Origin of the sequence: Stenotrophomonas sp. B2, assembly GCF_014947095.1 — a bacterium.
In the GTDB taxonomy this organism is placed as follows: Bacteria; Pseudomonadota; Gammaproteobacteria; order Xanthomonadales; family Xanthomonadaceae; genus Stenotrophomonas; species Stenotrophomonas maltophilia_P.
In genome coordinates, this window is record NZ_JADCQA010000004.1 from 190,005 (window position 1) to 212,000 (window position 21,996).

General features: G+C 67.1%; 23 protein-coding genes. 12 read left to right on the forward strand and 11 right to left on the reverse strand.

The genetic code is table 11. From position 1 onward, the window contains the following. Positions 1–59: 59 nt before the first annotated feature. The 3 genes from IMX13_RS06025 to IMX13_RS06035 are packed head-to-tail and all read right to left on the reverse strand — an operon-like array spanning position 60 to position 1,591. Positions 60–542 carry a GNAT family N-acetyltransferase gene (locus tag IMX13_RS06025; protein WP_065174518.1) on the reverse strand — a complete coding sequence of 161 codons (483 nt, stop codon included), beginning with the start codon at positions 540–542 and terminating at the stop codon, positions 60–62. Between the two features lie 12 nt (positions 543–554). Next, positions 555–1,232, reverse strand: a complete 678-nt coding sequence (rpe, locus tag IMX13_RS06030) for a ribulose-phosphate 3-epimerase (RefSeq protein WP_065174373.1) — start codon at positions 1,230–1,232, stop codon at positions 555–557. 29 nt (positions 1,233–1,261) lie between these two features. After that, a complete protein-coding gene (locus tag IMX13_RS06035) occupies positions 1,262–1,591 on the reverse strand; it encodes a DnaJ domain-containing protein (RefSeq protein ID WP_005411327.1) in 330 nt (109 codons plus the stop codon). 141 nt (positions 1,592–1,732) lie between these two features. Here IMX13_RS06035 and IMX13_RS06040 point away from each other — a divergent pair, with 141 nt between their 5' ends. The 8 genes from IMX13_RS06040 (at position 1,733) to IMX13_RS06075 (ending at position 9,504) form a co-directional block, all read left to right on the forward strand. Continuing rightward, complete coding sequence (locus tag IMX13_RS06040) at positions 1,733–2,659, forward strand: phosphoribosylaminoimidazolesuccinocarboxamide synthase (protein WP_053515559.1); 927 nt, start codon at positions 1,733–1,735, stop codon at positions 2,657–2,659. Between the two features lie 118 nt (positions 2,660–2,777). After that, positions 2,778–3,263, forward strand: coding sequence for an Mpo1-like protein (locus IMX13_RS06045; protein ID WP_053515557.1), 486 nt, complete (start codon positions 2,778–2,780; stop codon positions 3,261–3,263). Positions 3,264–3,596: 333 nt separating this feature from the next. Continuing rightward, a complete protein-coding gene (locus IMX13_RS06050) occupies positions 3,597–6,425 on the forward strand; it encodes a monovalent cation/H+ antiporter subunit A (RefSeq protein ID WP_065174372.1) in 2,829 nt (942 codons plus the stop codon). Next, entirely contained in the window at positions 6,425–6,802 is a 378-nt protein-coding gene (locus IMX13_RS06055; protein WP_053515553.1) for a Na+/H+ antiporter subunit C, read from the forward strand. The genes IMX13_RS06050 and IMX13_RS06055 overlap by 1 nt, the downstream gene beginning before the upstream one ends. Then, the gene (locus tag IMX13_RS06060; protein WP_065174371.1) at positions 6,799–8,334 is read left to right on the forward strand and encodes a monovalent cation/H+ antiporter subunit D; all 1,536 of its coding nucleotides are present in this window, start codon (positions 6,799–6,801) and stop codon (positions 8,332–8,334) included. The genes IMX13_RS06055 and IMX13_RS06060 overlap by 4 nt, the downstream gene beginning before the upstream one ends. Further along, entirely contained in the window at positions 8,331–8,837 is a 507-nt protein-coding gene (locus IMX13_RS06065; protein ID WP_053515550.1) for a Na+/H+ antiporter subunit E, read from the forward strand. Before IMX13_RS06060 ends, IMX13_RS06065 begins: the two co-directional genes overlap by 4 nt. Then, positions 8,834–9,118: a K+/H+ antiporter subunit F gene (locus IMX13_RS06070; protein WP_053515548.1), complete on the forward strand. Its 285-nt coding sequence runs from the start codon at positions 8,834–8,836 to the stop codon at positions 9,116–9,118. Before IMX13_RS06065 ends, IMX13_RS06070 begins: the two co-directional genes overlap by 4 nt. After that, entirely contained in the window at positions 9,115–9,504 is a 390-nt protein-coding gene (locus IMX13_RS06075; protein WP_053515546.1) for a Na+/H+ antiporter subunit G, read from the forward strand. The genes IMX13_RS06070 and IMX13_RS06075 overlap by 4 nt, the downstream gene beginning before the upstream one ends. Positions 9,505–9,568: 64 nt before the next feature. On the opposite strand, the gene IMX13_RS06080 is transcribed toward IMX13_RS06075, so the two are convergent. Both IMX13_RS06080 and IMX13_RS06085 read right to left on the reverse strand, forming a co-directional pair. Continuing rightward, the gene (locus IMX13_RS06080; protein WP_065181526.1) at positions 9,569–10,534 is read right to left on the reverse strand and encodes a sodium:calcium antiporter; all 966 of its coding nucleotides are present in this window, start codon (positions 10,532–10,534) and stop codon (positions 9,569–9,571) included. 73 nt (positions 10,535–10,607) lie between these two features. Then, positions 10,608–11,264, reverse strand: a complete 657-nt coding sequence (locus IMX13_RS06085; protein ID WP_053515542.1) for a hypothetical protein — start codon at positions 11,262–11,264, stop codon at positions 10,608–10,610. Positions 11,265–11,385: 121 nt separating this feature from the next. On the opposite strand from IMX13_RS06085, the gene IMX13_RS06090 reads away from it, so the two are divergent. Beyond that, on the forward strand, positions 11,386–11,910 hold the full coding sequence (locus IMX13_RS06090; protein ID WP_065181524.1) for a hypothetical protein: 525 nt from the start codon (positions 11,386–11,388) through the stop codon (positions 11,908–11,910). Positions 11,911–11,913: 3 nt separating this feature from the next. On the opposite strand, the gene hmgA is transcribed toward IMX13_RS06090, so the two are convergent. Both hmgA and hppD read right to left on the reverse strand, forming a co-directional pair. Continuing rightward, positions 11,914–13,212 carry a homogentisate 1,2-dioxygenase gene (gene hmgA, locus IMX13_RS06095; RefSeq protein ID WP_065174368.1) on the reverse strand — a complete coding sequence of 433 codons (1,299 nt, stop codon included), beginning with the start codon at positions 13,210–13,212 and terminating at the stop codon, positions 11,914–11,916. 83 nt (positions 13,213–13,295) lie between these two features. Continuing rightward, the gene (gene hppD, locus IMX13_RS06100) at positions 13,296–14,408 is read right to left on the reverse strand and encodes a 4-hydroxyphenylpyruvate dioxygenase (RefSeq protein ID WP_227255313.1); all 1,113 of its coding nucleotides are present in this window, start codon (positions 14,406–14,408) and stop codon (positions 13,296–13,298) included. 129 nt (positions 14,409–14,537) lie between these two features. On the opposite strand from hppD, the gene IMX13_RS06105 reads away from it, so the two are divergent. Continuing rightward, positions 14,538–15,032 (forward strand): MarR family transcriptional regulator, encoded by a 495-nt coding sequence (locus IMX13_RS06105; RefSeq protein ID WP_193396013.1) that lies wholly within the window; start codon positions 14,538–14,540, stop codon positions 15,030–15,032. 43 nt (positions 15,033–15,075) lie between these two features. On the opposite strand, the gene IMX13_RS06110 is transcribed toward IMX13_RS06105, so the two are convergent. From IMX13_RS06110 to IMX13_RS06125, 4 genes are all read right to left on the reverse strand, one after another. Continuing rightward, positions 15,076–16,215, reverse strand: a complete 1,140-nt coding sequence (locus IMX13_RS06110; protein WP_193396014.1) for a hypothetical protein — start codon at positions 16,213–16,215, stop codon at positions 15,076–15,078. Positions 16,216–16,346: 131 nt separating this feature from the next. Next, positions 16,347–16,946: a thioredoxin family protein gene (locus tag IMX13_RS06115; RefSeq protein ID WP_193396015.1), complete on the reverse strand. Its 600-nt coding sequence runs from the start codon at positions 16,944–16,946 to the stop codon at positions 16,347–16,349. 16 nt (positions 16,947–16,962) lie between these two features. Next, complete coding sequence (locus IMX13_RS06120) at positions 16,963–18,462, reverse strand: oligopeptide:H+ symporter (protein ID WP_053519850.1); 1,500 nt, start codon at positions 18,460–18,462, stop codon at positions 16,963–16,965. A gap of 179 nt (positions 18,463–18,641) precedes the next feature. Continuing rightward, complete coding sequence (locus tag IMX13_RS06125) at positions 18,642–19,517, reverse strand: tryptophan 2,3-dioxygenase family protein (RefSeq protein ID WP_053519851.1); 876 nt, start codon at positions 19,515–19,517, stop codon at positions 18,642–18,644. A 335-nt stretch (positions 19,518–19,852) separates the two neighbouring features. On the opposite strand from IMX13_RS06125, the gene pdhA reads away from it, so the two are divergent. Together pdhA and IMX13_RS06135 are read left to right on the forward strand one after the other, a co-directional pair. Further along, positions 19,853–20,935, forward strand: a complete 1,083-nt coding sequence (gene pdhA, locus IMX13_RS06130) for a pyruvate dehydrogenase (acetyl-transferring) E1 component subunit alpha (protein ID WP_053519852.1) — start codon at positions 19,853–19,855, stop codon at positions 20,933–20,935. Next, complete coding sequence (locus IMX13_RS06135) at positions 20,928–21,995, forward strand: alpha-ketoacid dehydrogenase subunit beta (RefSeq protein ID WP_053519853.1); 1,068 nt, start codon at positions 20,928–20,930, stop codon at positions 21,993–21,995. Before pdhA ends, IMX13_RS06135 begins: the two co-directional genes overlap by 8 nt. Position 21,996 lies beyond the last annotated feature (1 nt).

The window sequence follows — 21,996 nt, forward strand, 5'->3', positions numbered from 1 at the left end:
AAGGCCACGCCAACGATGGGCGTGGCCTTTTTTTTTGAAGTCGCACCCGGGCGCGATCGTCAGCCGTTGGCGAAATCGTGCAGCGCCTGGCCCTGCAGCCGGTATACGGTCCACTCATCCTGCGGTTTCGCGCCCGCTGCGGTGTAGAACTCGATGGCCGGCGTGTTCCAGTCCAGTACCGACCATTCGAAGCGACCGCAGCCTTCGGCGACCGCCTGCCGCGCGATGTATTTCAGCAGCGCCTTGCCAGCGCCCGCGCCTCGCTGCTGCGGGCTGACATACAGGTCTTCCAGGTAGATGCCCTTGCGGCCCAGCCAGGTGGAGTAGTTGTAGAAATACACCGCATAGCCGATGGCCTCGCCATCGGCTTCACAGATCAGCGCGCGGGCAGTTGCGTCGGGACCGAACAGGCTTTCGGCGATGCCGATCTCGTCGGTCTGCACCGAATGCTCGGCCCGCTCATAGATGGCCAGCTCACGGATGAAGCGCAGGATCAGGCCCGCGTCGGCGGCAGTGGCCGGGCGGATGTTCAACACGGCCACCGTGCTCATGCCTCAGCCCCGCGCCGCAGCGACGTTGGCGCGCATCTGCGCGATCACGTCCTGGTAAGGGGTCTTGGCATTGAAGATGGCCGAGCCGGCGACGAAGGTGTCGGCGCCCGCAGCCGCGATCTCGCCGATGTTGTCGGCCTTCACGCCACCGTCGATTTCCAGGCGGATGTCCTTGCCGCTGGCATCGATCTTCTGGCGGACCACGCGCAGCTTGTCCAGCGCCGAAGGAATGAAGGCCTGGCCGCCGAATCCCGGGTTGACCGACATCAGCAGCACCAGGTCCAGGTCATCCAGCACCCAGTCGAGGATGTCCACCGGCGTGGCCGGGTTCAGCACGATGCCCGGCTTGCAGCCCAGCGAACGGATCAGCTGGATCGTGCGGTGCACGTGGCGGCTGGCCTCCGGATGGAAGCTGATGTAGGTGGCACCGGCTTCGGCGAAGTCCGGGATGATGCGGTCCACCGGCTCGACCATCAGGTGCACGTCGATCGGCGCGGTCACGCCGTGCTTGCGCAGTGCCTGGCAGACCATCGGGCCGATGGTCAGGTTGGGTACGTAATGGTTGTCCATCACGTCGAAGTGGACCCAGTCCGCACCGGCGGCCAGGACGTTGTCGACTTCCTCGCCGAGGCGGGCGAAATCGGCGGACAGGATGGAGGGGGCGATGAGGCAGTGGGACATGGCCGGGCCTTGCAACGAGGGGAAAGGGGTCAGCGCTTGCGCAGGGTCTTGATGCGGTCGTAGGCGGCGTTGATGCGCCGCGACTTCTGCTCGGCCTGCTGCTGCAGCTCGGGGGCGGCGCCGCCAAGCTTGTCCGGGTGATACTGGGAGATCAGCTTGCGGTAGGCGCGCTCGACCTCGGCATCGGTGGCCTCGGAGGTCAGCCCCAGCTCCCGGTACGGGTTCTCCTTGTTCAGGCGGAACCAATCCGAATCAAAGGCATGGCCGATCAGCAGGCCGACCACCGCGCCGAACAGCGGATTGGGCCGGAACAGCAGGGCGCCGGCGATGAATCCGAGCAGTTTTCCGTACCAGCGCATGGCGCTCCGGGGTCGACCGACGAAATGGACGCTCATTTTACGTCACAGCGGGCCCGGACGGCTTTACACTAGGCCGCCCGCTGGTCAGCGGGCCCGCCGGGTCCGTTGGGCAGCCGTATCGACAACGCCCCAGGAGTGCCCGTGCCAACCACGCTGTTGCAATCCGATCTCCCCGGCCTGCCCTTGCGCCACCGCGGCAAGGTGCGTGATGTGTTCGATATCCCGCGCGAGCGGCTGCCTGCAGGGACCCCGCCGGGCGACTACCTGCTGATGGTCGCCACCGATCGCCTGTCGGCGTTCGACGTAGTGCTGCCCGACCCGATCCCCGGCAAGGGCGAGATGCTCTGCCAGGTCTCCAATTTCTGGTTCGCCAAGACCGCGCACCTGATGCCCAATCACCTGACCGGCATCGACGTGGCCAGCGTGCTGCCTGAAGGCGTGGACCCGGCGCTGTACGCCCGGCGCGCCGTGGTCACCCGCAAGCTGAAGCCGGTGCCGGTGGAAGCGATCGCCCGCGGCTACCTGATCGGCAGCGGCTGGAAGGACTACCAGCGCACCGGCAAGGTCAGCGGCATCGACCTGCCCGATGGGCTGCGCCAGGCCGAGCAGCTGCCCGAACCGATCTTCACCCCCTCGACCAAGGCCGCGGTGGGCGACCATGACGAGAACATCGATTTCGATGCGATGGTGCGGCAGGTCGGCGCCGAACTGGCCGAGCGCGTGCGCGATGCCACCCTGCGCATCTACAAGTTCGCCGCCGATTACGCCCGCGAGCGCGGCATCATCCTGGCCGACACCAAGTTCGAGTTCGGCACCGATGCCGACGGCCGCCTGTACATCATGGACGAGATGCTGACGCCGGATTCATCGCGTTACTGGCCGGCCGACGAGTACGAAGTGGGCACCAGCCCGCCCAGCTACGACAAGCAGTTCGTGCGCGATTACCTGGAGACGCTGGACTGGGGCAAGACCGCCCCGGGCCCGAACATCCCGGCGGAGATCATCGAGCGCACCCGCGCCAAGTACGCCGAAGCGCTGCAGCGTTTGGCCGGGATCAGCGTCGACTGATCCCCTGCGCCCCCCGGTCGCAGCGACCGGGGGCGTCGCGCCCGGCAGCGCCCAGGGTGGCGCTGTGCGAAGGCGCCCGGGAGTATGCTGTCGGCCTCACCGGAGGAAGCGAAGAAGCATGCAGACCACCACCGAGCTCGCGCGGCCGATCGACCGCTACTTCGCCAGCTACTCCGACGATCACCGCAATACGATCAACCAGCGCATCCACGTGGTCGCGGTACCGGCCATCCTGTGGTCGGCCGTGGCCCTGCTGTGGTGCCTGCCCCCCCTGATCACCTGGTTCCAGTACGGCATCTGGTCGGCGTTCGCGATGTTCAGTGCCTGGTGCTTCTACAACAAGCTGTCGCGTCCGCTGGGCATCGGCATGCTCATCCAGTTCTTCGTGTTCGGCTGCCTGTGCCGCCTGCTGGAGGCCGAGATCGGCCTGCACAACCTGTTCTGGCTGGCGGTGACGGTGTTCGTCGTGGCCTGGATCGCGCAGTTCATCGGGCACAAGTTCGAGGGCCGCAAGCCCAGCTTCCTGACCGACCTGACTTACCTGCTGATCGGCCCGGCCTGGGTGATGGCCAAGCTCTATCGCAGGCTCGACTGGCGTTACTGACGCGCCTCCGGGCGAGCGTCACCCTCGCTTCCTGAACGGGCGGGTTTCCTCACTTGCAGCCCACCGCCGGTCTGCCAGCCTGCACGCTCTGCCCCTCTGCCGGGGCCTCTGTCGCAGCGGCAGCCCCTGTGCGACAGGGCCTGCGGTCGCCGTGCGCGGGCGTAGGGTGCAGCTGGCCGCAGCCCCTGGCCGGCACCGCGGAGCAGATGCTGCACTGCAAAAAAAAATGAATCAGCGAACGTTACAGGCAATTGATCGCCGTTCGATGGCTTTCGGCGACATTTCGCAGCCTGTTATCCTCACTGACCTGCTCGTGAATCATGGATTCCCTGCATGCTCCCCAGCCTGCCTCTGCTGCTGGCCCTGCCGTTCCTGATGGCAGCGGCTGTTGCGGCCTTCCCCCGTAGTTCGCGCTCGACTGCTGCCTGGCTGGCGGCGCTGGCGCCGTTGGGCGGCTTGGCCATTCTCGGCTGGCTGACCCCGGCGGTGCTCGACGGCCAGATCGTCCGCACCCTGCTGCCCTGGCTGCCGCAGATCGGCCTGGACTTCCATCTGCGGCTGGACGGCCTGGCCTGGATGTTTGCCGGCCTGGTGCTGGGCATCGGCGCGCTGGTGGTGCTGTACGCGCGGTACTACCTCAGTGCGCAGGACAACGCCCACCGCTTCTACTGCTACCTGCTGCTGTTCATGGGCGCCATGCTCGGCATGGTGCTGTCGGGCAACCTGCTGTTGCTGATGATCTTCTGGGAAATGACCAGCATCAGCTCGTTCCTGCTGATCGGCTTCTGGTCGCATCGCCAGGACGCGCGCGAGGGCGCACGCATGGCGCTGGTGATCACCGGCGGCGGCGGGCTGGCCCTGCTGGGTGGCGTGCTGCTGATCGGGCGCATCGTCGGCAGCTTCGACCTGGATGTGGTGCTGGCGGCCGGTGAACAGATCCGCGCCAGCGCGCTGTATCCCTATGCCCTGTTCCTGGTGCTGGCCGGCATCTTCACCAAGAGCGCGCAGTTCCCGTTCCATTTCTGGTTGCCGCATGCGATGGCCGCGCCGACACCGGTCTCGGCCTACCTGCACTCGGCCACCATGGTCAAAGCAGGCGTGTTCCTGCTGGCGCGCCTGCATCCGGCACTGGCCGGCAGTGACCTGTTCTTCTATACGGTGAGCGGCATCGGCGCGCTGACCCTGCTGATCGGCGCCTGGAACGCGATCTTCCAGCACGACCTGAAAGGGCTGCTGGCGTATTCGACGATCTCCCACCTGGGCCTGATCACCCTGCTGTTCGGCCTGTCCACGCCGATGGCGGTGGTCGCCGGCGTGTTCCACATCCTCAACCACGCCACCTTCAAGGCCTCGCTGTTCATGGCCGCCGGCATCATCGACCATGAGACCGGCACCCGCGACATGCGCAAGCTGGGCGGACTGCGGAAACTGATGCCCTTCACCAGCGCACTGGCGATCATCGCCTCGCTGGCCATGGCCGGCATTCCGCTGCTCAACGGCTTCCTGTCCAAGGAAATGCTGTTCGCCGAGGCGATCAGCGCCGGCGGCACCGAGACCATGCGCATGGCGGTGTCGATTGCGGCGTTGCTGGCCGGCGTGTTCGGCGTGGCCTACAGCCTGCGCTTCGTGCACGACACCTTCTTCGGCCCCGGCCCGCACGGGCTGGACCGCGTTCCCCATGAACCGCCGCGCTGGATGAAGGTACCGGTGGAACTGCTGGTGGTGGTCTGCGTGGCAGTCGGCATCGCGCCCGCGCTGACGGTGGCGCCGGTCCTGCATGCCGCTGCCGCCTCCATCCTCGGCAGCGCCATGCCCGAGTACAGCCTGTCGGTATGGCATGGCTTCAACCTGCCGCTGGCGATGAGCGCGATCGGCGTGGTGGGCGGTATCGCCCTGTACTTCGGCCTGCGCAAGCTGATCAACCTGCATGCCGTGACCAATACCACCACCGGCCGCAACGTGTTCCATGCGCAGCTGGATGCGGTTTCCGCACTGGCCATGCGCCTGACCAACGGCATTGCCAACGGCAGCCTGCAGCGGATGCTGCTGGGCCTGGTGCTGGTCGCGATCGTGGTGGCCGCCGCGCCGTTCGTGGCGAACCCGGCGTCCCCGAACTGGACCGCGCCGCAGCCGATTCCACTGCTGGGCTGGGCGTTGTGGCTGGTGATGATGGGCTGCGCGATCGCCACGCTGCGTGTGTACAAGCAGCGCCTGCTGGCGGTGCTGCTGGTGGGCGGCGTCGGCCTGATGGTGGCGCTGACCTTCGTGTTCCTGTCGGCACCGGATCTGGCACTGACCCAGCTGCTGGTGGAGATGGTGACCCTGGTCCTGATGCTGCTGGGGATGAACTATCTGCCCGCGCAGTCCGGACCGGAGCGGCCGCGCTGGCGCAAGCGCCGCGACGCGCTGATCGCGGTCATCGCCGGTTCCGGTCTCGGCGCGCTGGCCTATACCGCGATGACCCTGCCGCCGAACACCATGGCCGGTGAGCTGGTGGCGCGTGCCCTGCCCGAAGCGTATGGCCAGAACGTGGTCAACGTGATCCTGGTCGACTTCCGCGGCTTTGATACCTTCGGCGAGATCACCGTGTTCGGCATCGCCGCGCTGGTGGTGCACGCGCTGCTGCGCCGCACGCGGATGGCCCCGGAGCAGATCATGCCCGGGCCGCCGATCAAGCTGCCGGTACCGGCCGACCTGGCGCAGATCATGTTCCCGCTGACGCTGACGGTCTCCATCTTCCTGTTCCTGCGCGGTCACAACGCCCCGGGCGGCGGGTTCATCGCCGGCCTGGTACTGGCGGTGCCGCTGCTGATCCAGTACGTGATCCAGGGTACGGCATCGGTGGAGTCGCGCTTCGGCTTCGACTACATCCGGTGCATCGGCACCGGCCTGCTGATCGCCCTGCTCAGTGGCAGTGCTTCGATGCTGTTCGGCGTGCCGTTCCTGACCAGCGGGCACCTCGACCTGCACCTGCCGCTGATCGGCGACGTGCCGCTGGCCAGCGCGATCGGCTTCGACATCGGCGTGTACCTGGTGGTGTTCGGTGGCGCCATGCTGATGCTGTCGATGATGGGCACGGTCAAGCCCTCTCGAACCCGCACCGCCCGCAAGGGCGAGATCGATCTGCAACGCCGTTCGGCCCGCACCGGGGAGATGCACTGATGGAACTGGCCCTGGCCACCGCGATCGGCGTGCTGACCGCCATCGGCGTGTACCTGCTGCTGCGGGCGCGCAGCTTCGACGTGATCCTTGGCATGACCTTCCTGTCCTACGCCACCAACCTGCTGATCTTTGCCGGTGGGCGCCTGGTGCAGGGCAAGGCACCGGTGCTGCAGGAAGGCGTGGAGAGCCACCTGGGCAACTACACCGACCCGTTGCCGCAGGCGCTGGTACTGACGGCCATCGTGATCGCCTTCGCGATGACCGCAGTGAGCATCGTGCTGGCCATGCGCAGCCGCAGCGACAACCACAGCGACCACGTGGACGCGCACGAGCCCGATGACGATGCGCCGCCGCGCCAGGGCGAGGACCGCGCATGAACCATCTGGTGATCCTGCCGATCCTGGTCCCCCTGCTCGGCGCCGCACTGTCGCTGTTCGTCGAGCATCGCCGCTATGGTCCGAAGGTACAGCGGACCGTGGCCTGGACGGCACTGGCGGCCCTGGCCGTGGTGGTCGGGCTGCTGTTCGCCGATACGGCAGGCGGTGACATCCGCGTCTACCTGCTGGGTGACTGGCCCTCGCGCCTGGGCATCGCGCTGGTGGCCGACCGGCTGTCGGCGTGGATGCTGCTGACCACCCTGCTGCTGGCCATCCCCTGCCTGCTGCATGCCTGCTCGGGCTGGGACCGGCGCGCGCCGCACTTCCATGCGCTGTTCCAGTTCCAGTTGGTCGGCCTCAACGGTGCGTTCCTCACCGGCGACATCTTCAACCTGTTCGTGTTCTTCGAGGTGATGCTGATCGCTTCCTACGGCCTGCTGCTGAGCGGCGGCCGTGGCCTGCGCATGCGCATCGGCCTGCACTACGTGGTGTTCAATGTCACCGCATCGACGCTGTTCCTGATCGCACTCGGCCTGCTGTACGCCTCGCTCGGCTCGTTGAACATGGCGGAGCTGTCGCAGCGCATCGCCGAGGTTCCGCCGGCACAGCTGACCCTGGTGAAGGCCACTATGGGCCTGCTGCTGCTGGTGTTCTGCGCCAAGGCCGCCCTGATGCCGCTGTACCTTTGGCTGCCCGAATCGTACGCGCGCGCACCTGCTGCGGTCGCTGCGCTGTTTGCGATCATGACCAAGGTCGGCCTGTACGCCGTGCTGCGCGTGCAGATGCTGTGGTTCGGCGAGGACGCCGGCGCGATGGCCGGATACGGACGCGACTGGCTGCTGTGGGCCGGCGTGGCCACGCTGGTACTGGGCGGCCTGGGCGCGCTGGCCGCCGCGCGCCTGCGCGTGCTGATCTCCTACCTGGTGATCGTCTCGGCCGCGACCCTGTTCATTGCCTTCTCGGTGGGCACGCCGAAGGTGCTCTCCGCCGGTCTGTACTATCTGCCACACAGCAGTTTCGTCGCTGCCGCGCTGTTCCTGGTGGCCGACCTGATCCGACGCCGACGCGGCGGTGCCAGCGACCGCAAGGAAGTGATCGCACCGATGCCGGGCAAGGAAACGCCGGCGGTACTGTTCCTGATCGGCGCCGTGTCGGTCGCCGGACTTCCGCCGCTGTCGGGCTTCCTGGCCAAGGCCGCCCTGCTGGCCGGGATGCCGGCGCAGTACACCGGCGCGGTATGGACGGCCGTGCTGGTCAGCAGCCTGCTGGTCATCATGGGCCTGACCCGAGGGGGCATCCGCCTGTTCTGGCGCGTGCCGCTGCCCGAGCCGGAGGCGCCGCCGCCCCGCAAGGCCAAGCTGCGCAGGGTCGAGCTGTTCGCTGCCTGCATCCTGCTGGCCTACGGCATCGGCATGACCCTGGCCGCCGCCCCGCTGATGCGCCATACCGACGCCACCGCCGCCCAGCTGCTGCAGCCGGGCGAGTACGTGCAGCAGTTGCGCGCGACCACACCGGAGATCCGCCAGCCATGACCGCGCAACGCCCCCTGTTCCGCCGCCTGGTACCGTCCCCCGCACTGAGCATGATGGTGGTGGCGTTCTGGCTGCTGATGTCCGACAGCTTCAACCTTGGCCAGATCCTGCTGGGCCTTCTGCTGGGCGTGGTCGTGCCGCTGTTCGCCGCGCGCCTGGATCGCGAGTTCGCCCGCATCGGTACGTTGCGCCCGGTACCGAAGCTGCTGTGCGTCACCCTGTGGGACATCCTGATGTCCAACATCCGGGTGGCCCTGCAGGTGCTCGGCCCGGAGAAGAACATCCATCCGGGCTTCATCTGGCTGCCGCTGGACATCGCCAACATCCACGGCATCGCCGCGCTGACCAGCATGATCACCCTGACCCCGGGTACGGTGTCGGCGGCACTCAGCGACGACCGCAGGTTCCTGCTGGTGCACGTGCTGCACCTGGAGGATCCACAGGCGCTGATCGACACGATCAAGCAACGATACGAAGCCCCGTTGATGGAGATCTTCCCATGACCGGTTTTGAAGTCATCCAGACCACCCTGGTGGTATGCATGCACGTGGTCGGACTGGCCATGCTGCTGGCGACCTGGCGCCTGCTGCGCGGCCCGAGCGTGCCTGACCGCATCCTCGCCCTGGACACCCTTTCAGTGACTGCCATCGCCGAACTGATGCTGTTCGGCATGTACCTCAACTCGCCGATCTACTTCGAGGCCGCACTGGTGATCGCCATGCTCGGCTTCGGCAGCACCGTGGTGCTGAGCAAGTTCGTGCTGCGCCGGGACATCGTCGAATGATCACCGCGATCCAGATCGGCCTGTCGGTCCTGCTGCTGTTCGGCTGCTTCTTCATCCTGGTCGGTGCGCTGGGCCTGGTGAAGCTGTCGACCTTCTTCAAGCGGCTGCATGCGCCGACCAAGGCCAGCACGCTGGGCGTGGGCTGCGTGCTGGTGTGTTCGGTCTGCTACCACATCTTCCTCGGCCAGGATCCGCAGCCGCGCGAGCTGCTGATCACCGTCTTCCTGTTCATCACCGCGCCGATCAGCGCGCACATGATGGCCAAGGCCGCGTTGTCGCTGCTGATGGAAACCCGTCCTACCCTGCCCGGCAACGAACGGGCTGCCGAAGAGCAGCTGCCGCCGCCGGAGCCGGCGCGGAAAGAAGAGCAGAGCCCGACACGCTGATCACACGACTCCCCGCATCCACTCAGGGCGGGGATCTGCTGCCGAGCCGTGCATGGGCTCGGCGCTACAGTGCCGGTGCACCCACCAGCAGCAGTTCCAATACGAACCAGCCGACGAACGCCACCAGCAGGATCACGCCTTCGCCACGGCTGATCTTCAGGTCGCCACGCAGCATTGGATACAGCACCAGGGCAAAGGCCAGCAGCGCGGGCAGTTCCAGGCGCACGAACGATGCCGGCAGGGCCAGCGGCTGCAGCGCCGCCATCGCGCCGATCACCAGCAGCAGATTGACCGCGCTGGAGCCGAGCACGTGGCCCAGCACCATGTCGCCATGGCCACGCCGCGCGGCGGCGATGGCGGTGGCCACCTCCGGCAAGGCCGTGCCGATCGCAAGCGGCAGCAGGCCGACCAGCAGCGGCGTCCATCCAAGTGCGACGCCGAAGTCGGCCGCCGCGCCAACGACCAGCCGCGCCCCCCAGTAGAGGGCCACCACGGCCACCAGCACACGCAGCACATTCAACGGCAGGCTGGTGCGGCTCAGCGCCGATCGTGCGATGGCCGCCTGCACATCGGCGGTCTCACTGCGGCCACGGCGCATCAGCACGGCCTGCATGACGACGAAGCCGGCCAGCAGCACGACACCTTCCCAGCGCGCGAGGCGGCCATCCAGCCCGAACAGGATCAACAGAACGCCGGCCCCCAGCAGCGACCACCAGAGCACGGTCTGAAGGCGTGCGCGCAGCAGCAACGGGGCCGCGATCGCCGCGATCGCCAGGGTCAGGCCCAGGTTGGCGATGCTGCTGCCCACCGCGTTGCCCAGCGCCAGTTCCGGCTGGCCCACGGCCAGCGCGCGGGCGTTGACCACCAGCTCCGGCATCGACGTCGCCACGCCGAGCAGCAGCAGACCCGCCGTGAACGGGCGGGCACCGAAACGCTGGGCAAGGCCGGAAACGGCCTTGACGATGGAGTCTCCGCCGAGCCCCAGCAGCAGCAGGCCAAGCAGAAACCAGGCGATGGCAATGGCGATCATCGAGCACTCCCCCAGCGGTCGTCGCGCGATTCTACGCTTGGCCCGGCCGCGAGGCTGGGCGCTGCATCAAGGATCAGCCACAACCTTCGGTGTAATCGACCTGCGGGGTCTGGCCGACCCGCCACGCGCTGACCCGGCCGTCGGGCCCCAGGGCGAAATCGATCACCGCCGCACCTTCCTGTGCCGGACGCACGCGCAGGTGCTGGGCCTTGTCGTCGTACTTGTCGGGACCGACATCGGCACGCTCCGGATACAGCACCTGCAACTCGCCCAGGGTCATGCCGACCCTGCCGCCGCCCGGCGCGGTGATGGCGGCGCTGCGCACGTCATAGCGGACCAGCTTGCGGCCTTCGATCATCAGGCGTGGGTCATCTGCCTGCTGCGGACGCAGGAAATAGCAGTCCTCGTTGCCGTCGTCGGCCGGCAATGGCCTGCCTGCCGCATCACTGCCCAGCCCCTGCAGCGGCGCGCCGAAGCCGCTGCGCACCTCGGCGATGCCCGCACCCAGCGCCACCCCGCCGAAACCGTCCAGGCGCGCGGGGCTGTCGGCGCGGGCATCGTTGGCCGGCCGTGACGCCAGGTCCGGATCGGCCGATTGTGCCGGGCCGGTGGCACTGGCGGTCTCGGCCGGCGAGTCGCTGCCGCTGCCGGCCGCTCCCTGTTTGTCCGAACCACCGCCACAGGCGGTCAGGGACAGCAGCATCAGACCAGCCAATGGCAGCAGCTTCATCGGTATCGCTCCAGGAGGGATGGGCGGACGCTACCGCAGGCCGCGTGCAGGCGCTGCATTGTCATCGCTGTTTCATCGCCTTCGTTCAGGCTCGGCGTGCACCGTCCTGGCTGTCCCATCCATGCAACCGCGCAAGACCGATCTCGCCCGAACCGCGCTGCAGGCGCACCGCGCGCCGCTGGACATGCGCCAGCGCCGGTTGCTGATCCTGTGCGATGGCCAGCGCAGCGTCACCGAGCTGAGCGGGCTGATGGGCCAGGAGACGCCGGCCATGCTGATCCAGCTGATCCATGCCGGCTATCTGGAAACCGACGCCCCGCCTCCCGCGGTGGCGGTATCCGGGCCCACCCCTGCCCGGCCGCAGGCACCCGCGACCGCGGCCACGCCGATCGAGCGGCGTCGCTCGCTGGTCGCCTCACGGATCTATGTACTGGGCATCCTGGAGCTGCAGCGGCATCCGCAGGCAGCGGCGCTGTTCCGCGACCTGCAGCAGGCACGTGCGCAGACCGATGTGCTGCGGGTGCTGCACTCGGCGTTGCAGGTACTGCCCGCGCTGACCTCCGAAGGCTACTGCGAACGCGTACGGCAGCGGCTGCTGGAAGTCCTGCCGCTGGAGCACTGCGACGCCTTCACCGATGCCGCATGAGGCTCATCGGAAGTTGTTGCGCAGCCCTGCCCAGCACTGCTGGTAATCGGCCTGCCGGTGCCCGGCATCAAGCGCCTGGGCGGTCGGGCGGATCACCGCGCGGGTCTCGAACATGAAGGCCATGGTGTCCTTGACCACGTCGGGCCTGGACAGATCGGCACTGGAGGCCCTGTCGAAGGTCGGTGCATCCGGTCCGTGGCCGCTCATGCAGTTGTGCAGGGAGGCGCCGCCCGGCACGAAGCCTTCGGCCTTGGCATCGTAGGCACCGTGCACCAGGCCCATGAACTCGCTGGCGATGTTGCGGTGGAACCACGGTGGCCGGAAGGTGTTCTGCGCCACCAGCCAGCGCGGCGGGAAGATGGCGAAATCCATGTTGCTGGTCCCTGCTGTGTCGCTGGGCGAATGCAGTACCAGGAAGATCGACGGGTCCGGGTGGTCGTAGCTGATCGAACCGAGGGTGTTGAAGCGGCGCAGATCGTAGCGGTACGGCGCGTAATTGCCGTGCCAGGCGACCACGTCCAGCGGCGAATGGTCGATCGGCGCGCGCCACAGGCGTCCTTCGAACTTGGCGATGAGTTCGAACTCACCGTCGAGGTCCTCGAAGGCCGCATGCGGGGTTTCAAAGTCGCGCGGATTGGCCAGGCCGTTGGCGCCGATCGGCCCCAGATCGGGCAGCTTCAGCAGGGCGCCGTAGTTCTCGCAGATGTAGCCCCGGCTCGGGCCATCAGGCAGCTCGACGCGGAAGCGCACGCCACGCGGAATCACCGCGATCTGCTGCGGTTCGATCTCGATCACGCCCAGCTCGGTCAGCAGGCGCAGCCCACCCAGCTGGGGCACGATCAGCAGTTCGCCGTCGGCATCGTAGAAGTAGCGGCCAACCATGTCCCGGTTCGCGGCATACAGATGGATGCCGACGCCGGCGTGGGCATCCGGCGAACCATTGCCGCCCATGGTGTACAGCCCTTCAACGAAGTCGGTGGGCAGTTCCGGCAGCGGCAGCGGGCTCCAGCGCAGCTGGTTCGGCGAGGCCGGCTGCGAGCCGAAATCGCACTGCAGGCGCGATTGCGCGAACGGGGTGAACTCACCATGGGTCACCGCCGGGCGGATCCGGTACAGCCAGCTGCGCCGGTTGCTGCCGCGCGGCGCGGTGAAGGCGGTGCCGGACAGCTGCTCGGCATACAGGCCATGGGCCACCTTCTGCGGCGAGTTCTGCCCGACCGGCAGCGCGCCGGCCACGGCTTCGGTGGCGAATTCGTTGCCGAAACCGGACTGGTAGCCACGGGCGGTGATGGAGGTGGACATGGGGGCTCCTGGAACGGCAAGGCCGGAAGGGAAAGCCGCCGGGCATGGCCCGGCGCTACCGCTGAGGGTGCAGGTCTGAAACGTTACAGCACGCCGCGGCGGATCTGGTCGCGCTCGATGCTCTCGAACAGCGCAGTGAAGTTGCCTTCGCCGAAACCTTCATTGCCCTTGCGCTGGATGATCTCGAAGAAGATCGGGCCGATGCAGTTCTGGGTGAAGATCTGCAGCAGCTTGCGCTGGTGGGTTTCCGGATCGGCGTCGATCAGGATCTTGTTCTTCGCCAGGCGCGGCACGTCCTCGCCATGGTTCGGCACGCGCTGGTCGATCACGTCGAAGTAGGTGTCCGGTGTGTCGAGGAAATCCACACCCTGCGCACGCATCGCCTCGACGGTCTCGTAGATGTTCTCGGTGAAGCAGGCGATGTGCTGGATGCCCTCGCCCTTGTAGGCATCCAGGTATTCGTTGATCTGGCTCTTCGGATCGGACGATTCGTTGAGCGGAATGCGCACGATGCCGTCCGGCGCGGTCATGGCCTTGGACACCAGGCCGGTCTTCAGGCCCTTGATGTCGAAGTAGCGGATCTCGCGGAAGTTGAACAGCCGCTCGTAGTAGTCCGACCACTGCTGCATGTTGCCGAAGTACAGGTTGTGGGTCAGGTGGTCGATGAAGGTCAGGCCGAAGCCCACCGGATGCTGATCGACGCCGGCGATCGGCTCGTAGTCGCCGTCGTAGATGCTGCCGGCGCTGCCATAGCGGTCGACCAGGTACAGCATGCAGTCACCGATGCCCTTGATGACCGGCGCGCCGACCGCCTTGCTGTCCGGCTTGAAGCCGATGGCCTCGGCACCGTTGCCCAGCGCGGTCTGGTAGACCTCCTGGCCCGGCTTCTTGAAGCGGATGGCGAAGCCGCAGGCGCACGGACCATGCTTTTCGGCGAAGTCGGCAGCGAACGAATCCGGGTCTTCATTGACCAGGAAGTTGACGTCGCCCTGGCGATAGACGGTAATCGGACGCTGCTTGTGCCTGAGCACCGCCGTGAAGCCCATCCTGCGGAAGTAGTCGTGCAGCTCCTGGCCGCGGCCGGCCGGGGCAGCAAACTCGACGAACTCGAAACCATCGATGCCCATCGGGTTCTCGAAGGTGGTGACCTGCATGCCCGGATTGGGATGCGAGGAGGGCTGGACTGCGGTATTCATGGCGGGGCTCCGAATCGGTACCGCATCGGTACAAACCAGGTGCGGGCAGGTAACGACCCGGCGAGAATGCAGGGTCTGGACCCAACCCTTATAGTTACACTTGAAACCACCAGCAAGGTGCACCGCAACATGAGCCCCGCCGATCCCGCTTCGACACGCCTGCGTGCATCGCACGTCCTGCTCGACCTGGAACAGTTCCTGCCCTACCGGCTGAGCGTGCTGTCCAACCGGGTCAGCGGCAACATCGCCAAGCTGTACGGTGATCGCTACGGTCTGGCCATTCCGGAATGGCGGGTCATCACCATCCTGGCGCTGTATCCCGGGTCGTCGGCCAGCGAGGTCTCCGACCGCACGGCGATGGACAAGGTGGCGGTCAGCCGCGCGGTGGCGCGCCTGCTCGAGCGTGGCTTCATCAAGCGCGAGACCCATGGCGACGACCGTCGCCGCTCGGTCCTGGCCCTGTCGGCAGCGGGCTTCGAGGTGTACGAGACCATCGCCCCGCTGGTGATCGAGATCACCCGCAAGCTGATGTCGGTGCTGAGCGAGGAGGAGGAACAGCTGCTGGAAAGGCTGATCCTGCGCCTGGCGGGCGATGGCCTGGAGCGGATGGGCGAAGGCGTCTGAGGCATGCCGCCGGGGCTCGGCGCCGGTCTCGGGACAGCACGGTTCAGCTCAGGTGCTTGCGCCGCGCATGGATCCACGGCACTGCGAGTGCACCGATCGCGCCACCGGCAAAGCCCAGCGACGCGGCAACCGTGGCCGCTTCGACCGCACCCGGCAGGGCCAGCGCGGCAGCCACCAGCAGCAGCGACGGCACGCCGACGAAGGTGCCGAGGAAGAAATGCCAGCGCGGCGACCACGTGTTGAGCTGCAGCAGGCTGACCGGTTGCCATGCTTCGCCGGCTGCGTCTTCGGCCATCTTCGCCACCACCTTGCCCAGATCCACCTCGGGCAGCGCGCGTCCCTGGCGCGCGGTCGCCAGCGCCTCGGCAACGGCGTCCACGGGCGGGAACGCGGACGGCCATGGCACCGGTGCGGGCACGCCGTAGGCCGTCAACAGCGGCACGCTCAGCCACGGTGCGACCAGTGGACGCATGCGACGGCGACCATGCACGCACCAGACCTGCGACTGGCCATGCGCGACCACGCTGTACAGCGCCAGCTCGGTGGCCGCCGGATAGCCCAGCATGGTCACCCGCGCGGCCAGGCTGTCCTGCCCCACCGCACGCAGGAAGCCCGGGCGGCTGCGCCCCTCCTGCATCCACGCCACGCCCAGTGCCCCGACCAGAAAGGCTTCGGCCACGTCCCTGCCGCCGGCAGTGGCGCGTTCGTCACTGGCCAGGTACCACGCCAGCGACTTCGGTTCGGCCACATCCGGCAGGCCCCAACGGCTGTCGTCGCCCAGCACATGACGTACCGGCAGGCGCGCGGCCGCGGTCTCGCCACGCTCTCCCGGCTGCAGGAACGGCAGCACGCCCTGGATGAAGGTGGACAGCTCGATGGCGCGTACGCCGTTGCCCTGCCATTCCGGCGGCAGCAGGCCGGCCAGCTGGCCCTGCGACGCCAGCGCATCGAGCCGCGATTTCTGTTCCACCAGCGTCTGCACCGCGCCCTTCAGCACGACGTTGTCAGGCAGTGCGATCTGCGGCAGGCGATGGTGCGGCGGGGCCGCTTCGGGGGCACTGTCGCCGATGCCGACGTCATCCAGCAGTGCGTCCTGCGCCGGCAGGGTCACGCCCTCGCCAGCACCACCCTCGCCCAGGCTGCTGGCAGGATCGGGCAATCGTTCGGCGTGGTCGCTGTGCATGGGCGTTCCGGTAGGGTGCGTCGACGTCGGGTCGACCGGGAGCCTTGCCGGTAACGGCGTGCGTGCGATGAAATTGAGGCGGCGATGCTCGGAATGTGACGGCGCGCGCATCCACCGGGCATGGCCCGGCGTTATCGATCAGGCGCCCACTGCTTGAGGAAGGCCATCACCTGCGCCGGCAGGTAGGTCTCGCCCCTGCGCATTGCCGCCGTTGCCTGCGGTGCCAGCAGGGTGCCGTCGGCATCGAGCACCAGCAGGTAGGGGTAGTCGCGGCTCATCTCCGGGAACTGGCCGAGGAAAGCGCTGTTGGGCTTCTCGTCGCTCTCGTTGACCTTCACCCACACGTAGTGGGCATCGCGGAAACGGCGCAGGTCGCCATCCCCCTCCACGACCTGGTCCAGCGCATGACAGCGGTCGCAGCCGGCGTTGCCGACCTCGAGGATGATGCGCTTCTTGCCACGCTGGGCTTCCACCTTGGCGGTGGCCAGATCGTCGGCGGGGTCGCGGGCCGGGTCGAACTGTGCACTGAGCCCGGCGATGGCGGCGATATCCGCCGCCACCGGGGTGTTGCCCGAGGCCACCGGTTCGCTGGGGTCAGCGACCGGTGGCTCGGTGGGACGGGTATCCAGTGGCTGCGTCTGCCCGGTGGCGGCGGGTGGCGGGGGTTGCGAACACGCGCCGATCAGCGCCGCACAGACCATCCCCATCGCACCACCGAGCTTCGTACGCATGCCAGCTACCCTCTCATCACTTGACGCCGTGCATCAGCTTGTTGATCAGCGGGGCGATCAGGAACAGCACCACGCCGGAGCCGATCAGGGCCCAGAAGCCGAAGGTATACCCCTTCAGTGCCGAATCGATCGTCATGCCGCCTTCACCGCTGACGGCGCCGGCGAAGATGCCCGACAGGTTGTTGCCGATGCCGGTGGACAGGAACCAGCCACCCATGCCGAAGCCGACCAGGCGGACCGGGGCCAGCTTGGTCACCATCGACAGGCCGATCGGCGACAGGCACAGCTCACCGACGGACTGGATGACGTAGACCATGAACAGGGTCCAGAACGGGATCTTGCCGTCCACGACCATCTGCGACAGGGCAAACATCAGCAGGGCGAAGGCCGCGCCGTTGAACAGCAGGCCCAGGCCGAACTTGCGCGGGATGGACGGATTGGCGCGACCCAGGGCCACCCAGATCCAGGCGATCAGCGGCGCCAGGGTGATGATGGCCACCGAGTTCACCGACTGGAACCACGCGGTCGGGAAGGTCCAGTTGCCGAAGTCACGGTTGACGATGTTCTCGGCCAGGAAGGTGAACGAGCTGCCGGCCTGTTCGAAGAACATCCAGAACATGACGTTGAACGCGAAGATGATCAGCATGGCGATCACGCGGTCGCGCTGCACCTTGCCCTCGCGGATGCCTTCGACCAGCAGCAGCACGGCCAGCGCAGCGAACATCACGCCCAGGATCCAGGCCAGCGCGGTGGCGCCGGTCGCCAGCAGGAAGTAGGCGACCGGGATGGCCACCAGCGCGCCCACCAGCACCATCACGATGCGACCGAAGCCTTCGGCACCGGCCGGCGGTGCGCCGATGCCCTTCAGGCCGGCCCGGCCGATGTAGAACCACACCAGCGAGATCAGCATGCCCACGCCGGAGGCGATGAACACGACCTTGTACGACGGCATTTCCGAAGTGCCGAACACCTTGCGGGCCAGGTATTCGGTCAGCACCGGGGCGATCATCGCGCCGATGTTGATGCCCATGTAGAAGATGGTGAAGCCCGAATCGCGGCGCTCGTCCTTCAGGCCATACAGCTTGCCGACCATGGTGGAGATGTTCGGCTTGAACAGGCCGTTGCCCACGATGATCGTGGCCAGGCCGAGCTTGAACAGATGCTCTTCCGGCAGCGAGATCATGAACAGGCCGGCCGCCATGATGATCGCGCCGGTCAGGATCGAGCGCTGGTAGCCCAGCACCCGGTCGGCCACGTAGCCGCCGAAGATCGCCGCCGCGTACACCAGCGCCAGATAGGCACCGTAGATGCGGCTGGCATCGCCCTCGCCGGCGGCGTTGCCGTTGTAGAACTGGGCGACGATGTACAGCACCAAGGCCCAGCGGATGCCGTAGAACGCAAAGCGTTCCCAGAACTCGGTCATGAACAGCATCCACAGCGGGCGCGGGTGGCCCAGCGTGGTCTTGAAGTCCGGCAGCGCCGGCTCCGGGGTGTTCGCAGTGGCGTTTACGCTCATGCGGGATTCCTGGTTCGGTGGATGACGAGCACGTCCGATGTGCAATGGAGCAACGCGCGAGGATCACCGACTTGTGGCGTTCACGTCAAATACACGCCGTTTGAGGCAGGTGGCCGCCTGCTCGCTGAACTTGCATCTGAAACGATCCAGCCGCCGGCCGGGATCCGGATGAATGGGGATCAGCCCAGCTCCGGCGGGGGCGCGGCCTGCAGCGTGGTCCGCACCTGGAACAGCTCGGGGAAGAAGGTCAGCTCCAGCGCCTGGCGCAGGAAGCCGACCCCGGACGAGCCTCCGGTACCACGCTTGAAGCCGATCACCCGCATCACCGTACGCATGTGGCGGAACCGCCAGAGCTGGAAGGCCGTCTCCAGGTCCACCAGGTCCTCGCACAGCGAATACTCGCGCCAGTAGCGGTCGGTGTCCTGGTAGATGCGCTCGAAGACCGGCTGCAGGGCGTCGTCGGCCACATGCGGCTGGGTCCAGTCGTGGGTCTCGTACATCGCCGGCACGGCGTGGCCGAAGCGGGCCAGGTACTTCAGGAATTCCTCGTACAGGCTGGGTGCCTCCAGCACGCTCCGCAGCTGCGCCTGCCCGGCCGGATCATGCTCGAACACCTGCAGCATCTGCGCGTTCTTGTTGCCCAGCAGGAACTCGATGTAGCGGTACTGCAGCGACTGGAATCCCGAGGAAGGCCCCAGCACGTCGCGGAAGCCCATGTATTCGGACGGGGTCAGGGTTTCCAGCACCGACCACTGCTCGGTGAGCTGGCGCAGCACCTGCTTGCTGCGGGCCAGCACCTTGCGGCACTGCCAGACTTCATCGCGCTGCAGGAAGCCGATGGCCGCGCCAAGCTCGTGCCCCAGCAGCTTCAACCACAGCTCCGACGTCTGGTGCTGGATGATGAAGAGCATCTCGTCATGGTGCGGCGGGTTGGACAGCGGCTGCTGGGCACTGAGCAGCTGGTCCAGCCGCAGGTAGCCGCCGTAGGTCAGCCGGCCGTGCAGGTCGGTGTGGATGCCGGCTTCGAGATCGCGTTGGTTGTTGTCGACGGACATGGGCGGGACCAGATCGGGGGCGGCAAGGGTAGCGCGTTGCCGCCGCGCTGGCAGCGGGAGGATCCATACCGGGCCGTGCGGTAAACCGTGGATCACCCGGCAATGGCGCGCCCGCGCGTGGAACCGTTTGCGACGTTGCGCGGGCAGTCAGCCGGAGGCGTATTCTGATGCTATGCAGCAACGACTGAATACGTTGTTGTTATTGGCCCTCCACCCGCCGGCAGGGGTACAACGGGGAATCGCCGTGTTGCGCCGCAGGAAGGCTATTTCGTACGCGTTCCTTAACATGGCGATTCATATCATTTGTAACTTCTCTGTCGAAGGTGCAGTACGCGATGACGGTTGCCGCTGAATTCAAGATCGAATACCTGCAGTATCTGGATGCGGACGGCACGCTCGTCCGCGACGACCTGCCCGAATCCCTGAAGGATCCGCGCGTCCTGGTGCCGCTGTTCAAGCAGATGCTGTACGTACGCACGTTCGACAGCAAATCCATCGCCCTGCAGCGCACCGGCAAGCTGGGTACCTATGCCGCCTGCCTGGGTCATGAGGCGGCGCACGTGGGCATCGGCGCCGGCATGCGCGAAGGCGACGTGCTCGGCCCGAGCTACCGCGAGTACGGCGCGATGTTCATGCGTGGCGTGCGCCCGTACGACGTGCTGATGTACTGGGGCGGCGACGAGCGCGGCAACGACTTCACCGGCAATGCGGTGAAGGACTTCCCGTTCTGCGTGCCGATTTCCACACAGTGCCTGCACGCTGCGGGCGCCGCGCTGAAGTTCAAGCTCAACAACGAGCAGCAGGTCGCGGTGGCGGTGTGTGGCGATGGCGGCAGCTCGAAGACCGACTTCTATGCCGCACTGAACTCTGCCGGTGCCTACAAGCTGCCGCTGATCCTGTGCATCGTCAACAACGGCTGGGCCATCTCGGTGCCGCGCTCGGCGCAGACCGGCGCCGAAACGCTGGCACAGAAGGGCCTGGCTGGCGGCCTGCACTGCCTGCAGGTGGACGGCAACGATCTGATCGCGGTGCTGGCGGCGATGGAACAGGCGCGCGAGCGCGGCCTCGCCGGCGAAGGCGGCACCGTGCTGGAACTGATGACCTACCGCCTGTCCGACCACACCACCGCCGACGACGCGCGCCGCTACCGCGACGACGCCGAAGTGAAGGATGCCTGGACCCGTGAGCCGATGCTGCGCCTGCGCAAGTACCTCACCGCCCAGGGCGTGTGGAGCGAGGACGAAGAAAAGGCCTGGGTGGAGCAGTGCGGCGCCAGGGTCGACGAGGAAGTGAACCAGTACCTCAATACCCCGGTGCAGCCGGTCGAGGCGATGTTCGACTACCTGTATGCCGATCCGCCGCCGGATCTTCTGGCCCAGCGCGCGGCCGCCATTGCCCTGGAGCAGCGCCATGGATGACATCAAGACGGGCGCTTCCGCTTCCCAGGCCAATGCCGCCGACAGCGCTGCTGTCGCCGGTGGAGACATCGCAATGACCGCTACCCCCATCACCCTGATCGAAGCCATCACCCAGGCGCTGGCCTGGGAGCTGGAACACGACCCGTCGGTGCTGGTGCTGGGCGAGGACGTGGGCGTCAACGGCGGCGTGTTCCGCGCCACCGCCGGCCTGCAGCAGCGCTTCGGTGCGCAGCGCATCCTCGACACCCCGCTGGATGAAACGACCATCGCCGGCCTCACCGTCGGCCTGGCCGCGCAGGGCATGAAGCCGGTGGCCGAAGCCCAGTTCGATGGCTTCGTCTACCCGATGGTCGACCACATCATCTGCCACGCCGCGCGCCTGCGCACCCGTACCCGTGGCCGCCTGCACTGCCCGATGGTGCTGCGCGTGCCGTGGGGCGGTGGCATCCGTGCGCCGGAACACCACAGCGAAGCCAACGAATCGATCTTCACCAACGTGCCGGGCCTGCGCGTGGTGCTGCCGTCCAGCCCGCAGCGCGCCTATGGCCTGCTGCTGGCCGCCATGCGCGATCCCGATCCGGTGATCTACATGGAGCCCAAGCGCATCTACCGCCAGTACAAGGAAGTGGTCGTCAACGACGGCGAAGCCCTGCCGCTGGACGTGTGCTTCGTGCTGCGCGACGGCACCGACGTGACCCTGGTCGCCTGGGGTGCGCAGGTGAAGGAAGCGCTGGAAGCGGCCGACAAGCTGGCTGGCGAGGGCATCAGTGCCGAAGTCATCGACGTGGCCACGCTGCGTCCGCTGGACTTCGCCACCATCGCCGAGTCGGTGTCCAAGACCGGCCGCTGCGTGATCGTGCAGGAGGCCCCGAAGACCGCGGGCTTCGGTGCGGAAATCGCCGCGCGCCTGGCCGAGGAATCGATGTACGACCTGCTGGCCCCGGTCGAGCGCGTTACCGGCTACGACACCCACATTCCGCTGTTCCGCCTGGAGATGAAGTACCTGCCGAGCGTGGACCGGATCGTGACCGCGGCCAAGCGCGCGGTGGCGGCAGGCTGAC

What these genes read in the sequence shown, in the direction of transcription:
- IMX13_RS06105 (WP_193396013.1), top strand. Translation starts at nt 14,538, where the DNA reads ATGAGCCCCGCCGATCCCGCTTCGACACGCCTGCGTGCATCGCACGTC.
- IMX13_RS06035 (WP_005411327.1), bottom strand. Translation starts at nt 1,591, where the DNA reads ATGCGCTGGTACGGAAAACTGCTCGGATTCATCGCCGGCGCCCTGCTG.
- IMX13_RS06120 (WP_053519850.1), bottom strand. Translation starts at nt 18,462, where the DNA reads ATGAGCGTAAACGCCACTGCGAACACCCCGGAGCCGGCGCTGCCGGAC.
- IMX13_RS06110 (WP_193396014.1), bottom strand. Translation starts at nt 16,215, where the DNA reads ATGCACAGCGACCACGCCGAACGATTGCCCGATCCTGCCAGCAGCCTG.
- IMX13_RS06070 (WP_053515548.1), top strand. Translation starts at nt 8,834, where the DNA reads ATGACCGGTTTTGAAGTCATCCAGACCACCCTGGTGGTATGCATGCAC.
- IMX13_RS06135 (WP_053519853.1), top strand. Translation starts at nt 20,928, where the DNA reads ATGGATGACATCAAGACGGGCGCTTCCGCTTCCCAGGCCAATGCCGCC.
- IMX13_RS06115 (WP_193396015.1), bottom strand. Translation starts at nt 16,946, where the DNA reads ATGCGTACGAAGCTCGGTGGTGCGATGGGGATGGTCTGTGCGGCGCTG.
- IMX13_RS06050 (WP_065174372.1), top strand. Translation starts at nt 3,597, where the DNA reads ATGCTCCCCAGCCTGCCTCTGCTGCTGGCCCTGCCGTTCCTGATGGCA.
- IMX13_RS06060 (WP_065174371.1), top strand. Translation starts at nt 6,799, where the DNA reads ATGAACCATCTGGTGATCCTGCCGATCCTGGTCCCCCTGCTCGGCGCC.
- IMX13_RS06085 (WP_053515542.1), bottom strand. Translation starts at nt 11,264, where the DNA reads ATGAAGCTGCTGCCATTGGCTGGTCTGATGCTGCTGTCCCTGACCGCC.
- IMX13_RS06065 (WP_053515550.1), top strand. Translation starts at nt 8,331, where the DNA reads ATGACCGCGCAACGCCCCCTGTTCCGCCGCCTGGTACCGTCCCCCGCA.
- hmgA (WP_065174368.1), bottom strand. Translation starts at nt 13,212, where the DNA reads ATGTCCACCTCCATCACCGCCCGTGGCTACCAGTCCGGTTTCGGCAAC.
- hppD (WP_227255313.1), bottom strand. Translation starts at nt 14,408, where the DNA reads ATGAATACCGCAGTCCAGCCCTCCTCGCATCCCAATCCGGGCATGCAG.
- pdhA (WP_053519852.1), top strand. Translation starts at nt 19,853, where the DNA reads ATGACGGTTGCCGCTGAATTCAAGATCGAATACCTGCAGTATCTGGAT.
- IMX13_RS06090 (WP_065181524.1), top strand. Translation starts at nt 11,386, where the DNA reads ATGCAACCGCGCAAGACCGATCTCGCCCGAACCGCGCTGCAGGCGCAC.
- rpe (WP_065174373.1), bottom strand. Translation starts at nt 1,232, where the DNA reads ATGTCCCACTGCCTCATCGCCCCCTCCATCCTGTCCGCCGATTTCGCC.
- IMX13_RS06045 (WP_053515557.1), top strand. Translation starts at nt 2,778, where the DNA reads ATGCAGACCACCACCGAGCTCGCGCGGCCGATCGACCGCTACTTCGCC.
- IMX13_RS06125 (WP_053519851.1), bottom strand. Translation starts at nt 19,517, where the DNA reads ATGTCCGTCGACAACAACCAACGCGATCTCGAAGCCGGCATCCACACC.
- IMX13_RS06075 (WP_053515546.1), top strand. Translation starts at nt 9,115, where the DNA reads ATGATCACCGCGATCCAGATCGGCCTGTCGGTCCTGCTGCTGTTCGGC.
- IMX13_RS06055 (WP_053515553.1), top strand. Translation starts at nt 6,425, where the DNA reads ATGGAACTGGCCCTGGCCACCGCGATCGGCGTGCTGACCGCCATCGGC.
- IMX13_RS06080 (WP_065181526.1), bottom strand. Translation starts at nt 10,534, where the DNA reads ATGATCGCCATTGCCATCGCCTGGTTTCTGCTTGGCCTGCTGCTGCTG.